This is a genomic window from Pigmentiphaga kullae (assembly GCF_004216695.1).
GTDB classification, from domain to species: domain Bacteria; phylum Pseudomonadota; class Gammaproteobacteria; order Burkholderiales; family Burkholderiaceae_B; genus Pigmentiphaga; species Pigmentiphaga kullae.
The window spans coordinates 421,081-440,756 of record NZ_SGXC01000002.1 but is presented as its reverse complement, the minus strand read 5'-3'; the positions used below and the strand labels follow the sequence as shown (position 1 = coordinate 440,756).

The 19,676-nt window shown below is 66.4% G+C and carries 18 protein-coding genes; all 18 read right to left on the bottom strand.

The window, feature by feature from the left end:
- Window positions 1-49: 49 nt before the first annotated feature.
- Window positions 50-1,588 (bottom strand): malonate--CoA ligase, encoded by a 1,539-nt coding sequence (locus EV675_RS16455; protein ID WP_130358317.1) that lies wholly within the window; start codon window positions 1,586-1,588, stop codon window positions 50-52.
- On the bottom strand, window positions 1,585-2,409 hold the full coding sequence (locus EV675_RS16450; RefSeq protein ID WP_130358316.1) for an enoyl-CoA hydratase/isomerase family protein: 825 nt from the start codon (window positions 2,407-2,409) through the stop codon (window positions 1,585-1,587). Before EV675_RS16450 ends, EV675_RS16455 begins: the two co-directional genes overlap by 4 nt.
- Window positions 2,410-2,426: 17 nt before the next feature.
- Window positions 2,427-3,395 carry a Bug family tripartite tricarboxylate transporter substrate binding protein gene (locus tag EV675_RS16445; protein WP_130358315.1) on the bottom strand — a complete coding sequence of 323 codons (969 nt, stop codon included), beginning with the start codon at window positions 3,393-3,395 and terminating at the stop codon, window positions 2,427-2,429.
- Window positions 3,396-3,480: 85 nt separating this feature from the next.
- Complete coding sequence (locus EV675_RS16440) at window positions 3,481-4,869, bottom strand: malonyl-CoA decarboxylase domain-containing protein (RefSeq protein WP_130358314.1); 1,389 nt, start codon at window positions 4,867-4,869, stop codon at window positions 3,481-3,483.
- Between the two features lie 25 nt (window positions 4,870-4,894).
- Complete coding sequence (locus tag EV675_RS16435) at window positions 4,895-5,578, bottom strand: GntR family transcriptional regulator (protein WP_130358313.1); 684 nt, start codon at window positions 5,576-5,578, stop codon at window positions 4,895-4,897.
- A 70-nt stretch (window positions 5,579-5,648) separates the two neighbouring features.
- Window positions 5,649-7,313 carry an ABC transporter permease gene (locus EV675_RS16430; protein ID WP_130358312.1) on the bottom strand — a complete coding sequence of 555 codons (1,665 nt, stop codon included), beginning with the start codon at window positions 7,311-7,313 and terminating at the stop codon, window positions 5,649-5,651.
- A 55-nt stretch (window positions 7,314-7,368) separates the two neighbouring features.
- The gene (locus EV675_RS16425; protein ID WP_242621468.1) at window positions 7,369-8,331 is read right to left on the bottom strand and encodes an ABC transporter substrate-binding protein; all 963 of its coding nucleotides are present in this window, start codon (window positions 8,329-8,331) and stop codon (window positions 7,369-7,371) included.
- Window positions 8,332-8,376: 45 nt separating this feature from the next.
- Window positions 8,377-9,471, bottom strand: coding sequence for an ABC transporter ATP-binding protein (locus EV675_RS16420; protein WP_130358310.1), 1,095 nt, complete (start codon window positions 9,469-9,471; stop codon window positions 8,377-8,379).
- Window positions 9,472-9,606: 135 nt separating this feature from the next.
- On the bottom strand, window positions 9,607-9,744 hold the full coding sequence (locus tag EV675_RS29730; RefSeq protein WP_165404631.1) for a hypothetical protein: 138 nt from the start codon (window positions 9,742-9,744) through the stop codon (window positions 9,607-9,609).
- A 144-nt stretch (window positions 9,745-9,888) separates the two neighbouring features.
- Complete coding sequence (locus EV675_RS16415) at window positions 9,889-10,698, bottom strand: MetQ/NlpA family ABC transporter substrate-binding protein (RefSeq protein ID WP_130358309.1); 810 nt, start codon at window positions 10,696-10,698, stop codon at window positions 9,889-9,891.
- 59 nt (window positions 10,699-10,757) lie between these two features.
- Window positions 10,758-11,420 (bottom strand): methionine ABC transporter permease, encoded by a 663-nt coding sequence (locus EV675_RS16410; protein WP_130358308.1) that lies wholly within the window; start codon window positions 11,418-11,420, stop codon window positions 10,758-10,760.
- 2 nt (window positions 11,421-11,422) lie between these two features.
- The gene (locus EV675_RS16405; RefSeq protein ID WP_130358307.1) at window positions 11,423-12,271 is read right to left on the bottom strand and encodes a methionine ABC transporter ATP-binding protein; all 849 of its coding nucleotides are present in this window, start codon (window positions 12,269-12,271) and stop codon (window positions 11,423-11,425) included.
- 179 nt (window positions 12,272-12,450) lie between these two features.
- Complete coding sequence (locus EV675_RS16400) at window positions 12,451-14,580, bottom strand: TonB-dependent siderophore receptor (RefSeq protein WP_165404630.1); 2,130 nt, start codon at window positions 14,578-14,580, stop codon at window positions 12,451-12,453.
- Between the two features lie 1,273 nt (window positions 14,581-15,853).
- Complete coding sequence (locus EV675_RS16395) at window positions 15,854-16,387, bottom strand: DUF2514 family protein (protein ID WP_130358305.1); 534 nt, start codon at window positions 16,385-16,387, stop codon at window positions 15,854-15,856.
- Window positions 16,384-16,917, bottom strand: a complete 534-nt coding sequence (locus EV675_RS16390) for a hypothetical protein (RefSeq protein WP_130358304.1) — start codon at window positions 16,915-16,917, stop codon at window positions 16,384-16,386. The genes EV675_RS16395 and EV675_RS16390 overlap by 4 nt, the downstream gene beginning before the upstream one ends.
- Window positions 16,914-17,183 (bottom strand): phage holin family protein, encoded by a 270-nt coding sequence (locus EV675_RS16385; RefSeq protein ID WP_130358303.1) that lies wholly within the window; start codon window positions 17,181-17,183, stop codon window positions 16,914-16,916. The genes EV675_RS16390 and EV675_RS16385 overlap by 4 nt, the downstream gene beginning before the upstream one ends.
- Before the next feature lies 1 nt (window position 17,184).
- Window positions 17,185-17,535, bottom strand: coding sequence for a putative holin (locus EV675_RS16380; RefSeq protein ID WP_130358302.1), 351 nt, complete (start codon window positions 17,533-17,535; stop codon window positions 17,185-17,187).
- Between the two features lie 93 nt (window positions 17,536-17,628).
- The gene (locus tag EV675_RS16375; protein WP_130358301.1) at window positions 17,629-19,635 is read right to left on the bottom strand and encodes a hypothetical protein; all 2,007 of its coding nucleotides are present in this window, start codon (window positions 19,633-19,635) and stop codon (window positions 17,629-17,631) included.
- Between the last annotated feature and the right edge of the window lie 41 nt (window positions 19,636-19,676).

Below are 19,676 nucleotides of genomic sequence, written 5' to 3'. Positions count from 1 at the left end.
CGGTATTGTAGCCCATGCGCCCCGGCGCCCTTCCCCGCGCGCGGCCGGATCACGAGTAGGTCTGGCGCAGCACGTTCTTCTGGACCTTGCCCATGGTGTTGCGAGGCAGTTCGGACACCACGTGGATGCGCTTGGGTACCTTGAAGTTGGCTATCCTGGCCTTGAGCTCGGCGATCATGGCCGCCTCGTCCAGGCTGGCACCCGGCTTGGGCACGACCACGGCCATCACCGCCTCGCCGAAGTCGGGGTGCGGCACGCCGATGACGGCGCTTTCCTCCACGCCCGGCATGTCGTCCAGGAAGCTCTCGATTTCCTTCGGGTAGACGTTGAAGCCGCCCGAGATGATGAGGTCCTTGCTGCGGCCCACGATGGACAGGTAGCCGTCGGGCACCCTGGCGCCGCCGGATTCGCCGCCCCAGCGGCCGACGTCGCCGGTCTTGAACCAGCCGTCGGGCGTGAATTCTTCCCTGGTCTTCTCGGGCATCCGCCAATAGCCCTTGAACACGTTGGGGCCCTTGACCTGGATATTGCCGATCTCGCCCGGCGGGCACGCCGCCCCGGCATCGTCCACCACCCGCGCCGACACGCCCGGCAGCGGCTGGCCCACGGTGCCGCCCAGGCGCTCGCCCAGCGCGGGGTCGTAGGGATTGGACACCAGCATGACGGTCTCGCTCATGCCATAGCGCTCGAGGATGGTGTGGCCCGTGCGTTCGCGGAAGGCGTTGAAGGTTTCCATCAGCAGCGGCGCCGACCCCGACACGAAAAGCCGCATGTTGCGGCAGGTGTCGCGGCCGAACGCCGGCTCGGCCAGCAGCCGCACGTAGTAGGTCGGCACGCCCATCATGACGGTGCAGCGCGGCAGCAGGCGCAGCGCGGCGGCCACGTCGAGCTTGGGCAGCCAGATCATTTTCGCGCCGGCCAGCAGCGCGCCGTGCGCCGCCACGAACAGCCCGTGCACGTGGAAGATGGGCAGCATGTGCAGCAGCACGTCGTCGCTGCGCCAGCCCCAGTATTCGTGCAGCACGCGGGCGTTGGAGGCCAGGTTGCCGTGCGTCAGCATCGCGCCCTTGCTGCGCCCCGTCGTGCCGGAGGTGTACAGGATGGCCGCGAGGTCGTCCGCGGCGCGCACGGCCACCGCATGCTCGGACGAGGCCTGGGCGGCGGCCTCCAGCAGCGTGCCGGTGCGATCGTCGTCCAGCGTATAGACGTGACGGGTCCCGGCCCGCTGCGCGCAGCGCCGTACCCATTCCAGGTTCTTGCCGGCGCAGACCACCACCGAGGGCTCGGCGTCGCCCAGGAAGTAATCGATCTCGGCTTCCTGGTAGGCGGTGTTCAGCGGCAGGTAGACATAGCCCGCGCGCAAGGTGGCCAGGTACAGCAGCAAGGCCTCGGGCGACTTCTCGACATGGACCGCCACGCGGGCACCCTCGGGCAGGTCCAGCGAACGCAGCAGGTTGGCCATGCGCGCCGTCTGCGTCTCGACGTCGCGCCAGGTGTAGTCGCCGGCGCCGGGCGCCTCGATGCACACCGTGTCGCGATCGGCGGGAAAGCCGGAGGCCAGCAGGGAATAGAGATTCTCGTCTTTCATCTATCTTCTTCGGTCTGGAAAGGTGATGCGTCGCCGCCGAACACCGGGGGGCGCCCTTCGAGGAACGCCGCCACGCCTTCGCGATGGTCGCGGGTATCGCTGTAGGAAAAAAATGCCGCCAGTTCGGCCTCGTCCAGCGGCTCGGGCCGCTGCAGTCGCCGTACCATGCGCTTGTTCAGGGTGGCCGCCAGCGGCGCGCCGGCGGCCAGGCGGGACAGGGTGCGCGCCAGCTCGGCGTCGAGCTCGGCATCCTCGACCACGCGGGTCAGGAGGCCCTTGGCATGGGCCTCGGCGGCGTCCAGGATGCGGCCTTCCAGCAGCAGCTCCAGTGCCACCGCGCGGCCGGCCACCGCCAGCAGGCCGGCCAGCTCGGCCGGCGCCATGGGAAACCCCAGCCGCGCGATGGGCGCGCCCACGCGGGTGCTGCGGCCGGCGATGCGCAGGTCGCAGCAGCAGGCGATCTCCAGGCCGCCTCCCACGCAGGCGCCCTGCACCAGCGCCACCGTGGGCCAGGGGCAGCCGTCGATCGCGTGCAGCGCCGGCGCGATGACCTGCTCGTGATAGCGGCGCACCGCCGTAAGACCGCCCCGCTCCACCGGAAACTCGCCGATGTCGGCCCCGGCCGCGAAATGTCCGCCGGCGCCCCGGATGACGACGGCGCGCAGCCCCGGCTCGCGGGCCGCGTCGCGCATGGCCGTGGCCAGCGCGCGCCACATCGCGGCGGTCAGCGCATTGAGCTTGCCCGCGTGCGACAGGGTCAGCGTCAGCACGCCGCCCTCGGTCGACACATCGATCCGGCCCGGCGCGGACGCCGGTTCCATGGCTGGGTCCCCGTCCATCAGTCGGCCTTGATGCCCGCGTCCTTGGCGACCTTGGCCCAGCGCTGCACTTCATCATGCAGGTATTTGCCGAACTCGGCGCTGGTATAGCGCGGTACCTCGGAACCGTTGCTCAGCCACACCTTCTTGATCTCGGGCGTCTCCAGCGCCTTCTGGACGGCGGCGTACATGCGCTCGACGATGGGCTGCGGCGTGCCCTTGGGCGCCCACATCGCGTACCAGGTCGAGACCTCGTAGCCCGGCAGGCCGGCCTCGGCCGCGGTAGGCACGTCGGGGAAGGCGGAAGAGCGCTGCGACGCCGCCACGGCCAGCGGCTTGATCTTGCCGGCGCGGATATGCTGGGCCGAGGACCCCAGTCCGTCGAAGGCCAGGTCGACCTGGCTGCCCATCAGCGCGAGCAGCATGGGGCCGGCGCCGGTGTACGGCACGTGCGCGATGTCCACGCCCGCCTGGAGCTTGAACAGCTCGCCGGCCAGGTGGTGGGAGGTGCCGTTGCCTGCGGAACCGAAGTTCAGCTTGCCCGGTTGGCTGCGGGCCGCGGCGATCAGCCCCTTCAAGTCGCTGAACGGTTCGGTGGGCGCCGCGACGACGATCTGCGGCGGCTGCGCGATCAGCGTGACGGGGATGAAATCCTTCTCGATGTCGTAGGTCAGGCCCTTGTAGAACGACGGCGCGATGGCGTGATGCGCCCCGCCCACGAAGAAGGTGTAGCCGTCCGGCTGCGCGCGCGCCGCGATGGCCGCGCCCACCGTGCCGCCCGCCCCCCCGCGGTTGTCCACCACGACGCTGTGTCCAAGCTGGGCGCCCAGTTGCTGCGCCAGCGGCCGGACGAAGGCGTCGGTGCCGCCGCCGGCGGGGAACGGCACGATGATGGTGACGGCCTTGGACGGCCAGGCCTCCGCTCCCACCGCATGGCCACCCACGGCCGCGCCCACGATGCAGGCGATCAAGGCAATGCTGCGTTTCATCTCCCGTCTCCTTTCTTTTCGTATGAAGGTACTACACGCTGGCTCTTGCCAGTTCTGATGGATTCCTTCGGGGCGCGTACGCGGATCAAAGCAGCCGGGCCACTCCCCTGCTGGTCTCGGGCTTCCCCTCGCCCAGCCGGGCCAGGTTCTCGTCCAGCGCATCCAGTTCGTACACGTAGTTGACCATCATGCCGCACGACTGGGCCCGGCCCTTGCGCGACGTGTCCGCCTTCCAGTTCAACCGTTCGATGCGGGCGCCGTTGCCCAGGTGGAAGCGCGCCACCGAATCGAGCGGCAGCGATCCCTTGCGTTCGACCAGGTAGCGCGCCGCCAGCCGCATGGCCACGCCCTGCACCGCCGGCGGCGCGGCCTCGTCGTCCACCGCCTGCTGGATGGCGGCCAGCACCTGGACGCCGGTGGCCCCTTCCAGGCCGGCCTTTTCCTTGCGGACAATGGCGGCGAGGTCCTCGGCGCCGCGTTTCCTGACCCAGTCGCAAAACCCCGGTATGGGCGAGAGCGTGGCGAAACGCTTGATCTTGGGCAGTTCGCCGTTCAGTTCCTCGATCACGCGCTTGAGCAGGAAGTTGCCGAAGCTGACGCCGCGCAGACCCTGCTGCGTGTTCGAGATCGAATAGAAGATGGCCCAGCGCGCCTTGTCCAGGTTCTCCATGGGCGCGCCCTCGTCCAGCAGGCCCTGCACGTTGCCGGCCATGTCCGCACAGAACGCGACCTCGACGAAGATCAGCGGCTCGTTCGGCATGCGCGGGTGGAAGAACGCGTAGCAGCGGCGATCGGAATCCAGGCGGTTGCGCAGATCGGTCCACGAGGCGATCTCGTGCACCGCCTCGTAGATGATGAGCTTCTCGAGCAGCGAGGCGGGCGAATCCCAGGTGATGCGCCGCATCTCCAGCAGGCCCACGTCGAACCAGTTCGACAGCAGGCCTTCCAGGTCGCCGTCCAGCCCTTGCAGGGCGGGGATCTTCGCGCGCCAGGCCAGCATGTCGGTGCGCAGTTCGAGCAGGAAAGGCAGGCCATCGGGCAAGGCGTTCAGGCGCTTGAAGAAACGGACCCGGGCATGCGAGAGCGCGCGCGACAGGTCGGAAGGCGTCTCCTTGCCCCCGGCCTCCGACGGCCCCGCGGCCGACGCGCCCACTTCGGCCAGGATGCCCAGCATGGCGCCCCGGCGCCGGGCATCGGCGGCGCGGTACGCTTCCTGCCAGCCCAACGCCGCACGATTGGCCGCGACGTCCGTCAGACGCGCCTGGAAGCACGGCAACAGCAAGGCGCGCTGGCGGTTGGCCTCGCGCGTGGACAGGGCGACGGCCTCGGCCTCGCGGCCCGGCTCGGCGGCCGCCTGGGGCCGCCCTCCCAGCCATTTGCTCCAGCGGGCCAGCAGCGACTGGGTCGGCTGCGGATCGGGTGCCGGCGCGGCGGGCCGCGCATCGGCGGCATCTTGACGTTCGCTGTTCAACATGTCGCTCGTGTTCCTTCTGAAAGACTCAGGCCGATTGCCTGGACAGCGACGCCATCAGGTCGGCGAAACGCTGCCCCTGCACCACCACGTGGTCGCGCGCGCGTTCGGCGGCCAACGCGGCATCGCCGGCCAGCAAGGCCTCGACGATGCCTTCGTGCTCGTCGTAGGACGTGGCAATGCGGTCGCGCACGCGCAATTGCAGCCGGCGGTACGGCCCCAGCCGGCGATGCAGCTTGATGGCCTCCTCGTTCAGGAAACCGTTGCAGCCCAGGCCGTAGATGGTGCGGTGGAAAACTTCGTTCAGGTAGTAATAGGCGTTGGCGTCGCCCGCGTCGCGCGAGGCCTGGCAGGCGCGATGGGCCTCGAGCAGGCGGCGGTGGTCGTCGGCCGTCATGCGCCGCGCGGCCAGCCGCGCGCACATGGCCTCGATCTCGCCCATCACGTCGAACATCTCGATCAGGCGCTGGGGGCCGATCTGCGCCACCAGCGCGCCCTTCCTGGGCCGCATCTCCACCAGTCCGGCCGAAGCCAGCTGGATCAGGGCCTCGCGTATGGGCGTGCGCGAAACGCCGAAACGATGGGCCAGCACGGTCTCGTCCAGCGGGTCGCCCGGCGACAGTTCGCCGACGGCGATCAGCTCTTCGATGGTCTCGCGCAGCGTTTCGGAGCGCTTCTTCTCGGTGCCGGAGGATGGGGGGCGGGATGACATGGAATCATCTTGCCTCATCCCTCTCTTGTATACAAGATATTTTTATAAATACACAGAAGTAGGTGTCTGGTTACACACTACGCGCCTGACGCCGCTCCAGCCACAGGGTGGCCAGCAGCATCACCGTCGTGGTCAGAGCCACCGTGACCAGGCTCATCGCCATGCCCTGCCCTACCGACCCCTGCTCGAACTGGCGCCAGATGAACAGCGACACCGTCTGCACCCCCGTGGGCGCCAGCAGCAGCGAGGCCACCAGCTCGCGCGAGGCCACCGCGAACACCAGCAGCATGGCGGCGGCCAGGCTGGGCGCCAGCAGCGGCAGCAGGATGCGCGCCAGCGCCGTGACCGTGCCGGCGCCATGCACCCGGGCGGCGGCCTCCAGGTTGTCGCCGATCTGCATCAGCGCGGCATGGGAATAGCGTACCGGGTACGGCAGCAGCAGGCAGCAATAGGCCAGCAGCAGGATGCCCCAGGTGTTGTAGGGCGTGGCCGGCCAGAATGCCTGGTTCCAGGCCAGGATCAAGCCCACGCCGACCACCACGCCCGGCATGGTGTTGGGCAGCACGGCCAGGGCATCGAGCACCGCCCGGCCGCGCGTGCGCGTCTTGACCACGCAATAGGCCACCAGCACGCCGGTCAGCCCGGTCACGACGGCCGCGCCCGCGCCCAGCATCAGGCTCGTGGCCAGCGCGCCCGAAGCTTCGCTGCCGCCGGCGGCGATGGCCTGGAAATGCCTCAGCGACAGGTTGCCGATCGCCAGGCCACCCGACAGCGTGCGGCTGAATGCCGTCGCGGCAATGGCGAACAGCGGCGCGAAGGTGGCCACCGCCACGATCGCGCCGAACAGCGCGGCGGCCGGCCAGCGCCAGGCGCCCAGCGGCAGGGTCTCGCCCCGCGTTGGCTTGCCGGTGGTGGTTTCGTAGCCCTTGCCCGTCAGCATGCGCCGCTGCCAGACGAAGGCCAGCATGGCCAGCGCGACCAGGATCAGCGACAGCACCGAGGCGCCGGGCAAGTCGATCGGCCATTCGGAGAAGCGACGCTCGATGCCCGTCACCAGCACGAAGAAGCCTGCGTTGGCCGCCAGCGCGGCCGGCGTGCCGTATTCCTCGATCGCCATCGCGAACACCAGCAGCAGGCTCGCGGCGATGCCTGGCAGGGCCAGCGGCAGCGTAATGCGCCAGAAGCAGCGCCAGGCGCCTGCGCCGCACACCCGCCCCACCAGCGCCAGGCGGGACCCTGACGCCGCCATGGTGCGGGAGACGGCGAAATAGACTACCGGCACCACGTTCAGCGTCATCACGAACACCACGCCGCCGAACGAGAACAGCGCCGGCCCGGCGTGGATGCCCAGCAACTGCTGCAGGTATCCGCGCGGCTGTAGCAGCATGATCCAGCCCAGCGCGCTGATATAAGGCGGGATCATGAAGGGCACCAGCATCAGCACGTCCCAAAGCTTGGCCGCGGGCAGGTCGAACAGGCCGCGCAGCGTCCCCAGCGGGATGCCGATGGCCGCCGCGGCCAGCACCACGCAGGCGCCCAGCTTCAGCGTATTGATCGTCAGTTCGACCAGCTTGGGATCGGCCAGGACGCCCGCCAGATGGGCCAGCGGGCGCGCCAGCGAGCCCTGGGCCAGCTCGGGAAAGATGGCCTGCAGCAGGACGAAGCCCAGCGGCATGGCCACCAGGATGCCCAGGGCGGACACCGCGGCACCCACCAACAACGTGTTCGCGCGCATGGAGCCCGCCTATTCCTCTTGCCAACGATGTGGAGTCACGCCCGGCCGGGTCCGGTCACTTGCGGCCGAACAGCGTCGTGAAACGCTCCAGCAAGGCCTGGCGGCCGGCACGCTGGGCCTCGTTTTCCACCGGCAGCGACTTGATGTCCTTGATCACCGGACGCTTGGCCTGCACGTCCTGGCGGGCCGGGATCAGGTAGGTCGCGGCCACCCGCGCCTGGCCGGCGTCGGACAGCACGAAGTCGATGAAGCGCTTGGCATCCTGCTGCTGGCGGCTGGACTTCAGTATCATCATCGGCCGGCCGGCGATCACCGTGCCGCTGGCGGGGAAGATGACCTCGATGCTCTCGCCCTTGGCCTGGTTCTCCAGCGCCACGTAGTCGACCGCGCCGAAGACGGCGGCCTTGGCGCCTTGCAGGACGGGGTTCATCGCCTGCGCATTGGCGCCGGCGATGGCCATGTCGTTGCGCTTGAGGTCGGCGAACAGGCGCCAGGCGTCGGCGCCACGCGCCGATTGCAGGCCGGACAACAACTCCAGCGCCGTGCCCGACTGGGCCGGATCGGGCATGTTGACCAACCCCTTGAACTCGGGCCTGGCCAGGTCGGCCCAGTCCGCCGGACGCGGCGTGCCGCTCTTGGTGTTCCAGGCAATGGCCAGCGCCGACAGGCCCTGGGCCACGTAGCTGGGTCCCTTGTACTCGGCCGGCACCTTCGCTGCATTGGGGCTGGTGTAGGCCAGCAGCCAACCGCGCTTGTGCAGGTCCAGCGCGCTGTCCCACGAGGCCGAGATCACCACGTCGGCCTTCGGGTTCGAGGCCTCCGCTTCCAGCCGCGCCATCACCTTGCCGGTATCGGCCTGGAACACGTCGACCGACACGCCGGTCTGCTTCTTGAAGTCATCGGCCAGTTGCCTGATCAGTCCGGCCGGGCCGGCAGTGTAGACCGTCAGGGCCTGGGCCTGGCCGGCGGCCAGCATCGCGCCGAACGCCAGCGCGCCGATCAGAGGCTTGATTTTCATCATCGAGATTCCTGAGTCGAGAAACGGCATATCGCCGGGAAAAAGTCACGCTGCCTGCGGAAACCAGCGCAGCCGGCTCCAGTCGAGATCCAGCCCCACGGGGTGCTGGACGGGCATGCGTTGATCGGTCAGCCACGCCAGTTCGAAGGCATGGTGGTCGCTGCCCACGCGCACCGTGGTCGCGTAGTGCCCGCCGCGGAACCGCTGCGCGACCACGTGGCCCCGCAGGGCATGGCGTTCGCCCGCTTTCAGCGCGGCGTGGGGAATGAAGAGATGGCCGGGCCCCGCCGGGCCGCCGGCCAGGGCATCGGGGCAGATCAGTTCAAGGCCGCCGGCCAGTTGCCAGCCGTGTTCGGTGCGCACGCCGCTGCGCAGGGCGCCCAGCTTCAGGAACTCCACGACGTCGGGGCTGGCGGGTTCGGTCACCAGCAGTTCGGGGGCCGCGATCTGGCACACCTTGCCGGCCCGCATGACCGCTACCGTATCGGCCAGCGCAAAGGCTTCCTCGTGGTCGTGGGTGACGTACACCGCCGTGGTGCCCAGTTCGCGCAGCAGCAGCCCGATCTCGCCGCACAGGGTCTCGCGCAGGTCACGGTCGAGATTGGACAGAGGTTCGTCGAACAACAACACCCGCGGCCGCGCCACCACCGCCCGCGCCAGCGCGACGCGCTGCTGCTGGCCGCCCGACAGGCTGCCCGGCGACCGATCTTCATAGCCCGCCAGCCCGACCATGTCGAGCGCGCTCGCCACCCGTCCCGCCCGCTCGCTCCTGGGCACGCCGCGCACCTCCAGCGGAAAGGCCACGTTGGCCCCGACGGTCATGTGCGGCCACAGCGCGTAGTCCTGGAACACCATGCCCAGGCCGCGCCGCTCGGGGGGGACGAAGGTCCGGTCGTCCACGACGGTGGCGCCGCCAATGGCGATACGCCCCGCCACCGGGCGGCTCAGCCCGGCCAGCAGCTTGAGCAGCGTGGTCTTGCCGCAGCCGGACGGCCCCAGCAGCGCCAGCACCCTGCCCGGTTCGAGCCGGATGTCGATGCCGTCCAGGATGGTATTGCCGGACAGGCGCTGCACCAGGCCCTCGATATCGATGGCGGCGCCGGAGGAAGAAGAAGCGAGATGGGAAGCGGAATCGGACACGGGCGGACACGAGCAGGAAACGCCGCCGTTCGCCGGCTCGCGAGAGCCCGGCCACGGCGCCGTAGGATCGTGTAAATACTATGTCCGCCCGATGACCGGATCATGACAGCCGGTCGCCCCGCGTGGGGTGCCGGATCAGAAAATGGACGTGATGGCGAAATGCTCCAGCACCGTGGGACACAGGGTGCCCAGCTTCGCGACCAGCCACATGAAGGCGCACGAGAAACCGGCCAGCAGGGCCAGATCGCGCAAACGCTTGAGAAATACCGTCATAGGCCGATACTCCACGCCGTGGTATTCCATGCTTGTAGAACCTCTCATGATTGCGAAAATCCGCGACGTGAGTCTATCTGCCCTCGCCGCGAACCGCCATATCCGGAAGGTCGTACTCTAAAAACGTGAAAACGCAGGCGTCGATCACAAGCCTGCCGGGCGCACGTAGCCCGGGAAGTCCTTGTCCAGCACGCTCTTGAAGAACGGCGACTTGAACGCGGCGGCCAGGTCCTTGGCCCAGGGCTTGCCCTGGTCGGCGCTGCGAACCGCCACGACCTGCTGGAATTGCACCGGCGGCGTCTCCAGCGCCACCGCGCTGGTCAGCTTCAAGCCCGAGGCGATGGCGAAGTTGCCCGGCACCACGGCGAACTCGACGTCGCCCACGGTGCGCGGCAGCTGCGCGGCCTCGACCGGCTGCAGCCTGACCTTCCTGGGATTGCTGGCCAGGTCCTTTTCCGTGACCCGCAGCGGATCCACGTCGGCCTTCACCGTGATCACGCGGTTCTGCTGCAGCAGCAACAGGGCGCGTGCCAGGTTGCTCGGGTCGTTGGGCAGCGTGAAGCGGTCGCCCTCCTTCACGTCGGCCAGGCTCTTGCGCGACTTCGAATAGATGCCCATGGGCGCGGTCGTGCTCTGCACCAGGTCGACCAGATCCAGTTTCTGGTCCGCCTTGAAGCGGTTCAGGTAGGCGATGTGCTGGAACAGATTGGCGTCCAGCGAGCCTTGCGCCAAGGCCAGGTTGGGCTGCACGTAGTCGTTGAACTCGACCAGCTTGACCTTGTAGCCCTGCTTTTCGAGCTGGGGGACGATACCGAGCTTGAGCACGTCGTAGTTGTAGCCCGCGGTCGCGCCGAACACGAGGTCCTTCTTGGCGGGATCGGCGGCGTGCGCGGCGGCGCCCAGCGCCAGGACGGCGGCGGCGGTGCCAAGGATGAAAGTGCGGCGTAGAGTCATGATGGAATTCCCGGAAATGGATGCGGCACGGCCTGCCGTGCCTTCGACGGAAAGAAAGGTCAGCGTTTGTCCAGCCGGTGGGCCAGCGCGTTGCCGCCGAACTGGATGATCTGCACCAGCACGATCAGCAGCGCGACGGTCAGCAGCATGACGTCGGTCTGGAAGCGGTAGTAGCCGTAGCGGATGGCCAGGTCGCCGATGCCACCCCCGCCCACCACCCCGGCAATCGCCGAATAGGACAGGAAGCTGACGGCCAGCACGGTCAGCGCCAGGATCAATCCGGAGCGGGCCTCGCGCACCAGCACGCGCCAGACGATCTGCAGCTCGGAGGCGCCCATGGCGTGCGCGGCCTCGATCACGCCGCGCGGCACCTCGCGGATGCTCTGCTCCACCAGGCGCGCGAAGTACGGGATGGCGGCCACGGAAAGCGGCACCGACGCGGCCAGCGGGCCGATGGACGTCCCCACCACCACCCGCGTGACGGGCACCAGCGCGACCAGCAGGATGATGAAGGGAAAGGACCGCACGGTGTTGACGATCCAGCTCAGCACCAGATAGGCGGGCCGGTTCTCCAGCGACTGCCCGGGCCCCAGCAGGAACAGCAGCACGCCCAGCGGGCCGCCGATCAGGATCGCGGCGGCCAGGCCGATGCCCAGCATCATGAAGGTCTGGCCGACGGCGACCCAGAGTTCGGGAAGAATGGCGAGGATGTTGTCGGACATGGTCAGGCGGCCCGGGTAGTCGGTTCGGCCGCCTGGGCAATGCGGGCGGCGTGTTCTTTCAGGATGTCTTCGCGCACCTGCTCCTGGGCCAGCTCGCGGCCCAGCGCGCTCAGGCGCGGCGTGGCCTGGTCGCCCACGTCGAAGCGCTCGACCAGTTGGCCGTTCTCGAGCACCGCGACGTGGTCGCACAAGGCATGGACCACGTGCAGTTCGTGGGTAACGATGACGATGGTCACCCCCAGCCGCTGATTGATCTCGCGCAGCGTGTCCAGCACCGAGCGCGTGGTCTCGGTGTCCAGCGCCGACGTCGGTTCGTCGCACAGCAGCACCTTGGGGTGCGGCGCCAGGGCGCGCGCGATCGCCACGCGCTGTTTCTGCCCGCCGGACAATTGCGCGGGATAGGCGTGCAGCTTGTCGGTCAGGCCCACCACGGCCAGGCACTCCCGCACACGGGCCTCGATATCGGTCCGGCTGCGGTTGCCGTGCAGCTTCAGCGGAAAGGCCACGTTCTCGTAGACGCTGGCGTTCTGCAGCAGGTTGAACTGCTGGAAGATCATGCCTATGCCCTGCCGGGTCTCGCGCAGTTCGCGCTTGGAAAGCCGGGTCAGGTCGCGGCCGTCCACCAGCACCTGGCCGGCGTCCGGACGCTCCAGCAGGTTGATCATGCGCAGCAGCGTCGACTTGCCGGCGCCGCTCTTGCCAATCAGGCCGAAGATGCGCCCTGCGGCCATGTCCAGCGACACGGATTTCACGGCCTCGAACACCCGCCCGTCGGGCAGCTTGAACGTCTTGCTGACCGCGTCGAGCCGGATCAGCGGCGGTGCGGAAGGAGAGGAAGAATTCGGATTCATAGAAAAAGACGAGGCGGCTGGCCCCCGCCCGGCATGGCGCGGAAGCGCGGTGGCCGCCACTGTAACATCGCAGTATGGGGCAAACGCCCGGCGCCGGGAACGACGCATTTTTCCTATGTATATTCTATTTCCCTATTAACCACCGCGCTCGTTCGACAAAAAATGCATAAGACATCGGCTCAGAACTTCAGCGTCATCCCCAAGGCCAGCGCACGCGGATAGCCCGGCTTCACATAGTCCGCGTACTGGAATTCCCAGTACCGCTTGTCGGCCAGATTGGTGATGGCCGCGCGGAAGATCGTGTCGTAGCCGCCCAGCCGAGTCTCATAGCTGGCGCCCACGTTCATGATCGTATAGCCCGAGACCTTCACGTCGTTGGCCGGACGCAGCATCGTGCTGCCGGTGTATTTGAAATCGGCCCGCAGCTTGAGCCCCTGTACTTGCGGCACGCTGTAGACCACCTGTCCGGCCGCGACGAAGCGCGGGGCGCCGGCGACGCGCTTGCCGTTGTAGTCCGAGCCCTTGCGGTACTCCGAATCGAGCAGCATCAGGTTGCCGCCCACGGTCCAGGCCCCCGTCCGTTTCGAGGCCCCCAGTTCCAGGCCCTGGTAGACCGACAGGCCGTCCTGCACCAGCACGTTGCCGGCATTCGCATATTCCGCGCCGCGCTCGATGCGGAACAAGGCGGCGGTGGCGGCCCAGCCGCTGTGCTCGGTCTTGACGCCGACCTCGTACTGCTTGCTCGTCAGCGGCCCCAGCGTCTGGCCGCGGTTGGCATAGGCATTGCCCACCGTCGCGCCCTGTTCCAGCGACTCGACATAGCTGGCATAGGCCATGGTCCGGGCATCCGGCTTGAACATCACCGCCACCGTGGGCGTCACGCTGCTCTTGTCATACAGCGCGGACGTGGCGCCGTCCGGCGTATACCCCTCCTGCCTGAACTTGGTGTATCGCACGCCCGCCAGCACCGACCAGCGATCCGACAGCTTGACGGTATCGCTGGCGAACAGCGCCTTCTGCGTAATCTCGCCGGCCCGGTACAGGTCGAGCCCGCCCTGCGGATGATAGGAGATGACGTTCTGCGACCCGAGCGAACCCGTCCCCATCTGCTGGTACACGCTGTTCAGGCTGTAGTCGTTCTTCTGCTGCTGCCACGACGTACCCAGCACCACCTGGTGCTCCAGCGCCCCCGTCGCGAAACCGCCCTGCACCATGGCCTGCCACTGGTCGTAGGCATAACGTTCCGCGTAGTCCGACCGGACGTCCTGGTAGTTGCCGCCGCTGTCCGTCAGGAACAGCACCGACTCGCTGCGGCGGGTCCGGGTCGAACTGTGGCTGTAGCTCGTGCTGAGCTTCCAGTCCGGCGCGAGCCGATACGTCAGCCCCGTCGAATGGAACTGGAACTCGTTGTTCACGAACGTGCCGTCGCCTACCAGCGTACGATCGTTGTCGCGCACGGGCCGCGGCAGCACCGTCCCGGCCAGCCTGGACGTATTGATGGTGGGCTCCTGCCCGACGACCTTCTTGTTCTGGTAAAGCGATTGGAAATCCCAGGTCAGCCGGTCGGTCAGCTTCAGGTCCAGCGCCAGCGACACGGCGTTGCGCTTCAGGGACCCGCCGTTGTAGAGATCGCCCTCTTCATGCGTCGCGTTCAGCCGGTAGCCGAAACGATCGTCCTCGCCCGCCCTGCCGCCCAGGTCCACGTGCTGGCGCCAGACGTTATCGGACGAGAACCCCAGGCTCACACTGCGCACCGGCTGGGCGGTCGGCCGCTTCGTCACATAGTTGACGATGCCGCCCGGCGAGCCGAAGCCGTACATGAACCCCGAGGCACCCTTGAGCAGTTCGACCTGCTCGAAGTGCTCGTAAGGCGGCGTCGTGGCGTAGCTCAGGAAAGGCTTGCCGTCGATGCGAAAGGCGTTCTGCCAGTCCAGTTGCAGCCCGCGCACCGTCAGGTAACTGGCCCAGGCGCCGTGCGCGCCGCTGTTGTCCGACACCGAGGCGTCGGTCGCGAACAGGTCCCCCAGCTTCACGATAGGCCTGTCGTCCAGATCGCCGCGCGTGACCACGGTAGTCGAGAACGGCGTATCGAGCTGCGTCAGATTGCCCAGCGCGCCGGCGTTGACCGGCGCTTCCAGGTCATGGAGCGTGGCCGATTCGCCGGTCGCGGTGACCGAGATGGTGGGAAGCTGTTGGGCGGCTTGCGGTGTCGGGTCCTGCCCCTTGGCGGGTTCGTCGGCGGCGGCTTGCGCCGCGAAAGCCAGGGACAGTGCGAGGGCAAGAGTGGGATGGCGGGAGACGGTATGCAACGGGACGCTCGGGCAGGAAAGGTCGGTTATGATTCATGTGAATCATAATGATAAACGTTTTCATTTACCTTAAAAACCGGATTGCTCGGTCGGCCCCGTCGGCACGGGCAAGGCACAAAAGAAAATCGCCGCCCCTTGCGGGAACGGCGATTTCAGATGAAGCTGGAGGCGCGTGGCGGAGTCGAACCGCCCTCAACGGATTTGCAATCGGATAAACGCGTTTAAATTCAACGCATTACAAGAAAACCGACTCCAAAACCGCATTTGCTTAGAAATGATGCCTCCTGTTGTGATGCGGCGACATCAGAAGCTGACTCCATTATCTCACGCCCAGCGCGGCCAGCCCCTCCCCGTGAATCGGGTTGTTTGGGCCGCGGATGCTGTTGTCCGCTGTGCCTATACTGTACATCCGTACAGTAACCATTCCGATGCCATGGAGTACCCTCCCCCTCTCTCCCGCGCCAGGCTGAAAGAGCTGGAAGCTTGCGCGCCCGATGACGCCATCTTGCGCGAGGCTCTATGGGAGATCGCCCGCCTCCGCCGGCTCGTGCTGCGATTCAATCACATGCACCAGATGCTAGCGAATGCGCCCCTGGCTGGGGGCGCCGCCAGCGCCTATAAGGCGGTGGGCATTGAACTCGCCGCCGAACCTGCGGTTCATGAACAGGCGGAGTTCTACGCCCGCAGGATCCCGTAGGCGAAATCATCAGGCGCCGTTGCATCAGGTAACTCCGCCAAGCTCATACATCACCCAAATGAAGGATGTAACGACCACAGCGGCCTGCTAGCCTATGAAATGCAATTCATACGAATTGTTGACGGATGGCTGTGGGACCAGTAATGCCGCATCTTGTGACCGACAGCCAAGCGCTGACGGAATGGGCTGTCGAAGTTGGGTTACTTGAACCAGGTCGTCCTGTGCCCGACACAATTCGACATTTTGCATACTACGTCGCAGAGCGGTGCGCCACCATTGTTGATGAATTAGAAGATTGTCCGCGCGACGGGTCAATGGGAGACACAATCCGGCGTCGGTTCGGGATTTTGTAGTCATTATGTCCCCCATGACTCCGCCACCGCACGATTTCAACTGGCCAGCCAAAAGCGACGAAGCGGTCATCGAGCTATTCGGCCATCTGTATTTGTTCCGCTTGGCCGCTCAAGCCGTCCTCTCAGAAGATCAAATGCAGTTGATTTCCAATCAAGCCGCTCGAATGGCGATAGACCTCCATCGCGCAAACCTTGCCAAAAGTGGCGGGCAGCCTCCCGACGCTTAGTTGGTGATAGCCTGCACATACCCCTGCAACCCCATCAGTCTGGCCGCGAGCCGGTCAGCCTCTGACGCCACGTCGATATATCGGTCGACGCACTCGCCGACCACGAACCGCAGCACGGCGGCGCCGACGGCGGATCCATCCAGGCCGGGTCCGGCGCCGGCGGCCGCGGCGGCTGCACCACCACGGGCGACAGCGTCCGCGGCGGCGAGTTGCTGGCGCAGCCGGTCACGCTCAGCGCGAGCGCCAGCAGCAGCGTCCGCATAGCGCGCTTCACGGGCGCGCGATTCCTTTCGTTCATTCTCGACTTCTCCCTGTTTGGCCAGCTCCAACTGGCGGTAGGCCTCGGACGCCCGATAGGCCGCATCGCTCGCGGCCTGCAGCTCGGCCTGCCGGTCCCCCTGGATGGTGGCGATGCGGGCCTCCAGGCGCGTTTTCTGGACCTGGGCGGGCCCGTACCATGTCGCCACGGCCGCGATGGCCGCCACGGCCCCGTATCGCGCCCACGGCGGGATGAGCGGCATCAGGTTCATGGCGACACCTGGGCCAAGGCCTGGGCGTAATACCCCTCCCATTTCTGCCGCAGGTCGGCGCGTTCGGCCGGCGTGCCGTTCGTCCACGCTCCGGGCCGCCAGAGGCGCAGGTAGTATTGCCAGGCGCCCTCCTCGTCGCTCAGCTTCGGCAGCCGATCGGGATCCGTGTACAGCAGCAGGCGCGCCAGCGCGGCCGCGAGCGGGTCATTGGTCTCGATCGCGGTCCAGATCGCCTCGTCGCTCGCCGGGACGCTGAAATGCGCGTACAGCCCCGCAGCAAGCCCACGGGTGGCACGGTGCGTGCGCACGCCGTGCACCATCCCCCCGCCCATTTCCCCCTGCCAGAAGCTGCGCCCCGGCCCTTTCTTCGATGGGTTGCGCTTGTCGACGATTTGCCAGCGATGCTCCCAGTTGGATTCCTGCCCACTGATGGCCAGGAGCATCAAGACAGCCTCGCGCGAGTCCATGTGGTCAGGCAGCAGGCACAGCCCCTTGTCGATCTCACGTCGTATGAACTCGATCGGTCTCATGGAGCCACCCTGACGATGCGAGCGACGTTGCCCCGGGCGCGGTGGGCCAGCATTGCCAGCACGACCGACACGCCGGCCTGCCAGATGGTGACCGGCGTTCCGTGGACCACAACGGAAAGCGCCTGGCCACCCGTGCAGACGATCAGCACGTAGGCGGCGCAACTCGCCCACAGCCGGTACCGCGCTGGGCCCCGACGATAGGTCAGCAGCCGCAGAGCCGTCGCGGCATTGGCGATGATGACCACGAAAGCGATGATGGCCGCCATATCAGCTCCCCCTGCGCCATATCGACGCGATGTCGAATGCCCGCAATTTGTCGATGCCGATCTGCACGACAGCGACTGCCGTAGCTGCGGCAAGGAACGCCGCGACGCCGCTTTCACGGATCGGCGTGAGATGGGTGATATCCGGCGCGGTCAGGTATCCGACAACCAGCGAAATCAGCGCGTACGCCAGACGGGCCAACACGCGCGGCTCTTTGCTGCTGAGGGCCACCATGGCGGCCCCCGCAAATGCTCCGATCAGCGCGTTCCCGTCGACGCCGGGCACCAGCGTCGCTAGGCCCGCGCCGGCGGCCACCGCCAGAATTCCCGTGGCGGTACTCGTAGGCTCTGCCATTTGCCCCTCCTATGGGCGAAAAAAAGCCCGCGTGATGCGGGCGGATCTTTGCGATTGCTCTTAGCAGCACTTCAAAGACAAGCGCAGCGGCGCTTACTCTCCATCGACTTTTCTCCGGAACCCGATTGCGACGATTCCGAGGTTCAGACATACGGCTGACCACGTCGCAGTGATCGTGCGCATCAGCTCGGCGGCGGCAGCTGTATACGTGCCGACCACGACCTGTCCGGCCCGCGTGTTATCGCCATTGGCCAGCCCGTGGTCCATCACCTCTGTGGCCCCGGTCATCGTCGCCGTAAGAGGCGCGCTTCCGCTTGCAGAGGCGCCGATGGCAACGACGACCTGCGGCATGCTCGGCGTGATCTGCAAACTGACGTTGTCAGTTGCGGCGCTGTTGACGGTGCCGCTATGCCGCGAATCCGGCACGCACTCGGCATCCAGCTCGATAACGCACCAGTCGATGATATTTCCGGCTACTGCGCTTACGATCTCGACACTGGCCGTGAGCCCCCCCAATGAGCCGCCGAACGCTGACTCCGTGATGTACCAAATGCCAGTGTTGCAGCGAGATGTCGGCGAGGCCGATACAGCCGCGATTTGATCGGCTTCGACCAGCGCGACGCCGCCGAACGTCACTCCCGATATCGTGAATGTCGTGCTCGCACCGGGACGCTGGTACGACACCGCGATGACAAGGGTTTTGGTGCCAGCCGCGGTGGAGTGATCTGCGCTGCGGCCCGTCGTCGCATCGTAGGAGGGGTCTGGATACGCCGTTGTAGCCAGAACCACGGGAGCAGGAGCAATCGGTAACTGGCCATCGACCAAGCCGTTGGCGCTCACATAACCATTAATGTTCAGGCCGGTTTGATCCCAGTGCTCCGGATCAATCATCATTTTTCGAGCCTGGAAGCTGTACGCCGACCGCGATATGAGCTGAAGCAAGTCGTCGGAGGCACAAGCGGCCTCAATGGCCGCTCTGATTTCGAAGCCCCCGGGCTGTTTGTCTTGGTCGAACCGGCGGCCAATCTGTATGACGCCAACGGAAATCAGTTCAGGAATCTGCGCCTTAAAGTACGCAGCGAGTTCCACCAGGGCCGCCTCAAACAAGGCCCCAGTGACAGTAGTTCCATTCACCTTCCCGGCATCGTTCAACCCGAGATTGAACAAGATGTGGACATTCCGCAGATAAAACGTGCCCGACGCAGCAATGGCATTAATTGCTGCTCTGGCTGCGTTGACCAACGTAGTACGCATTGCCCCTGTGGGTGACCAATTCCCAGACCCGGAATCTGCCGCCGCGAGTAGCGTGGTGCCGCCACGGGCCGCCTCAACATACGCAGAACGCAATTTGGTACGGTCGAAATACCGATTACAGAACGATGGCCACATGGACCCGGTAACCGCTCCACCAACGGGGTCGACCAGCGGCTCCGAAATTGTCGAACCGCTGATGTAAAGCCCGTTAACGCCCACTGGACTCAGCGCGCTGACCCCACGACCCTCAGCATTTGATTCCCCCCCTATGATCATTAAATCGATGGGCTCAACGTATCGATAGAATGGCACGGCGCAAGCCACTCCGTCTATCAGCATGCGCCAATAGCCCGCAGGCTGCTCAGGAAGGGCCATAGCCGTTCCATCGCCCGCCCGCACCATCGTCATTCCACTTACCTGACCGCTCCTGACTTTCGCGACCTGTTCCTCCACTTCCTGGATGTAGGCCGTGCTTGGCGCGGTCTTCCCCGTCGCGACTGCGCCCCCTGCTGTGTTCTGGACGATTTCATATGCAGCCTTCGGATCTGGCGTATCTACGCCATACATTTGCCCTATTTCCGTCCCGAGCTGTCCGGCGTCGGTATCAACGAACAGGCCGCCCGCGATGTATGCGGCTGCGGCAGCGTTCTCCGCGCGATCTGCATTGACGGCAGTATCTCCGTAGTCGTCCTTCAAGTCCTTAACGATCTTCGCGTACGAAGGCACCGTCTGCCCGATTCTGTTGACGATCGTCTCAGTTGAGCCGCCGTTCGCAACAACATCCAGGACCTCGGCGTCCTTCCTGGCGTCGATCATCTGCTGGGGGGTAACTGGCAAGTCAGCCATTGGTCACCTACAAAAAAATGCCCGCTTGAGGCGGGCTGTCG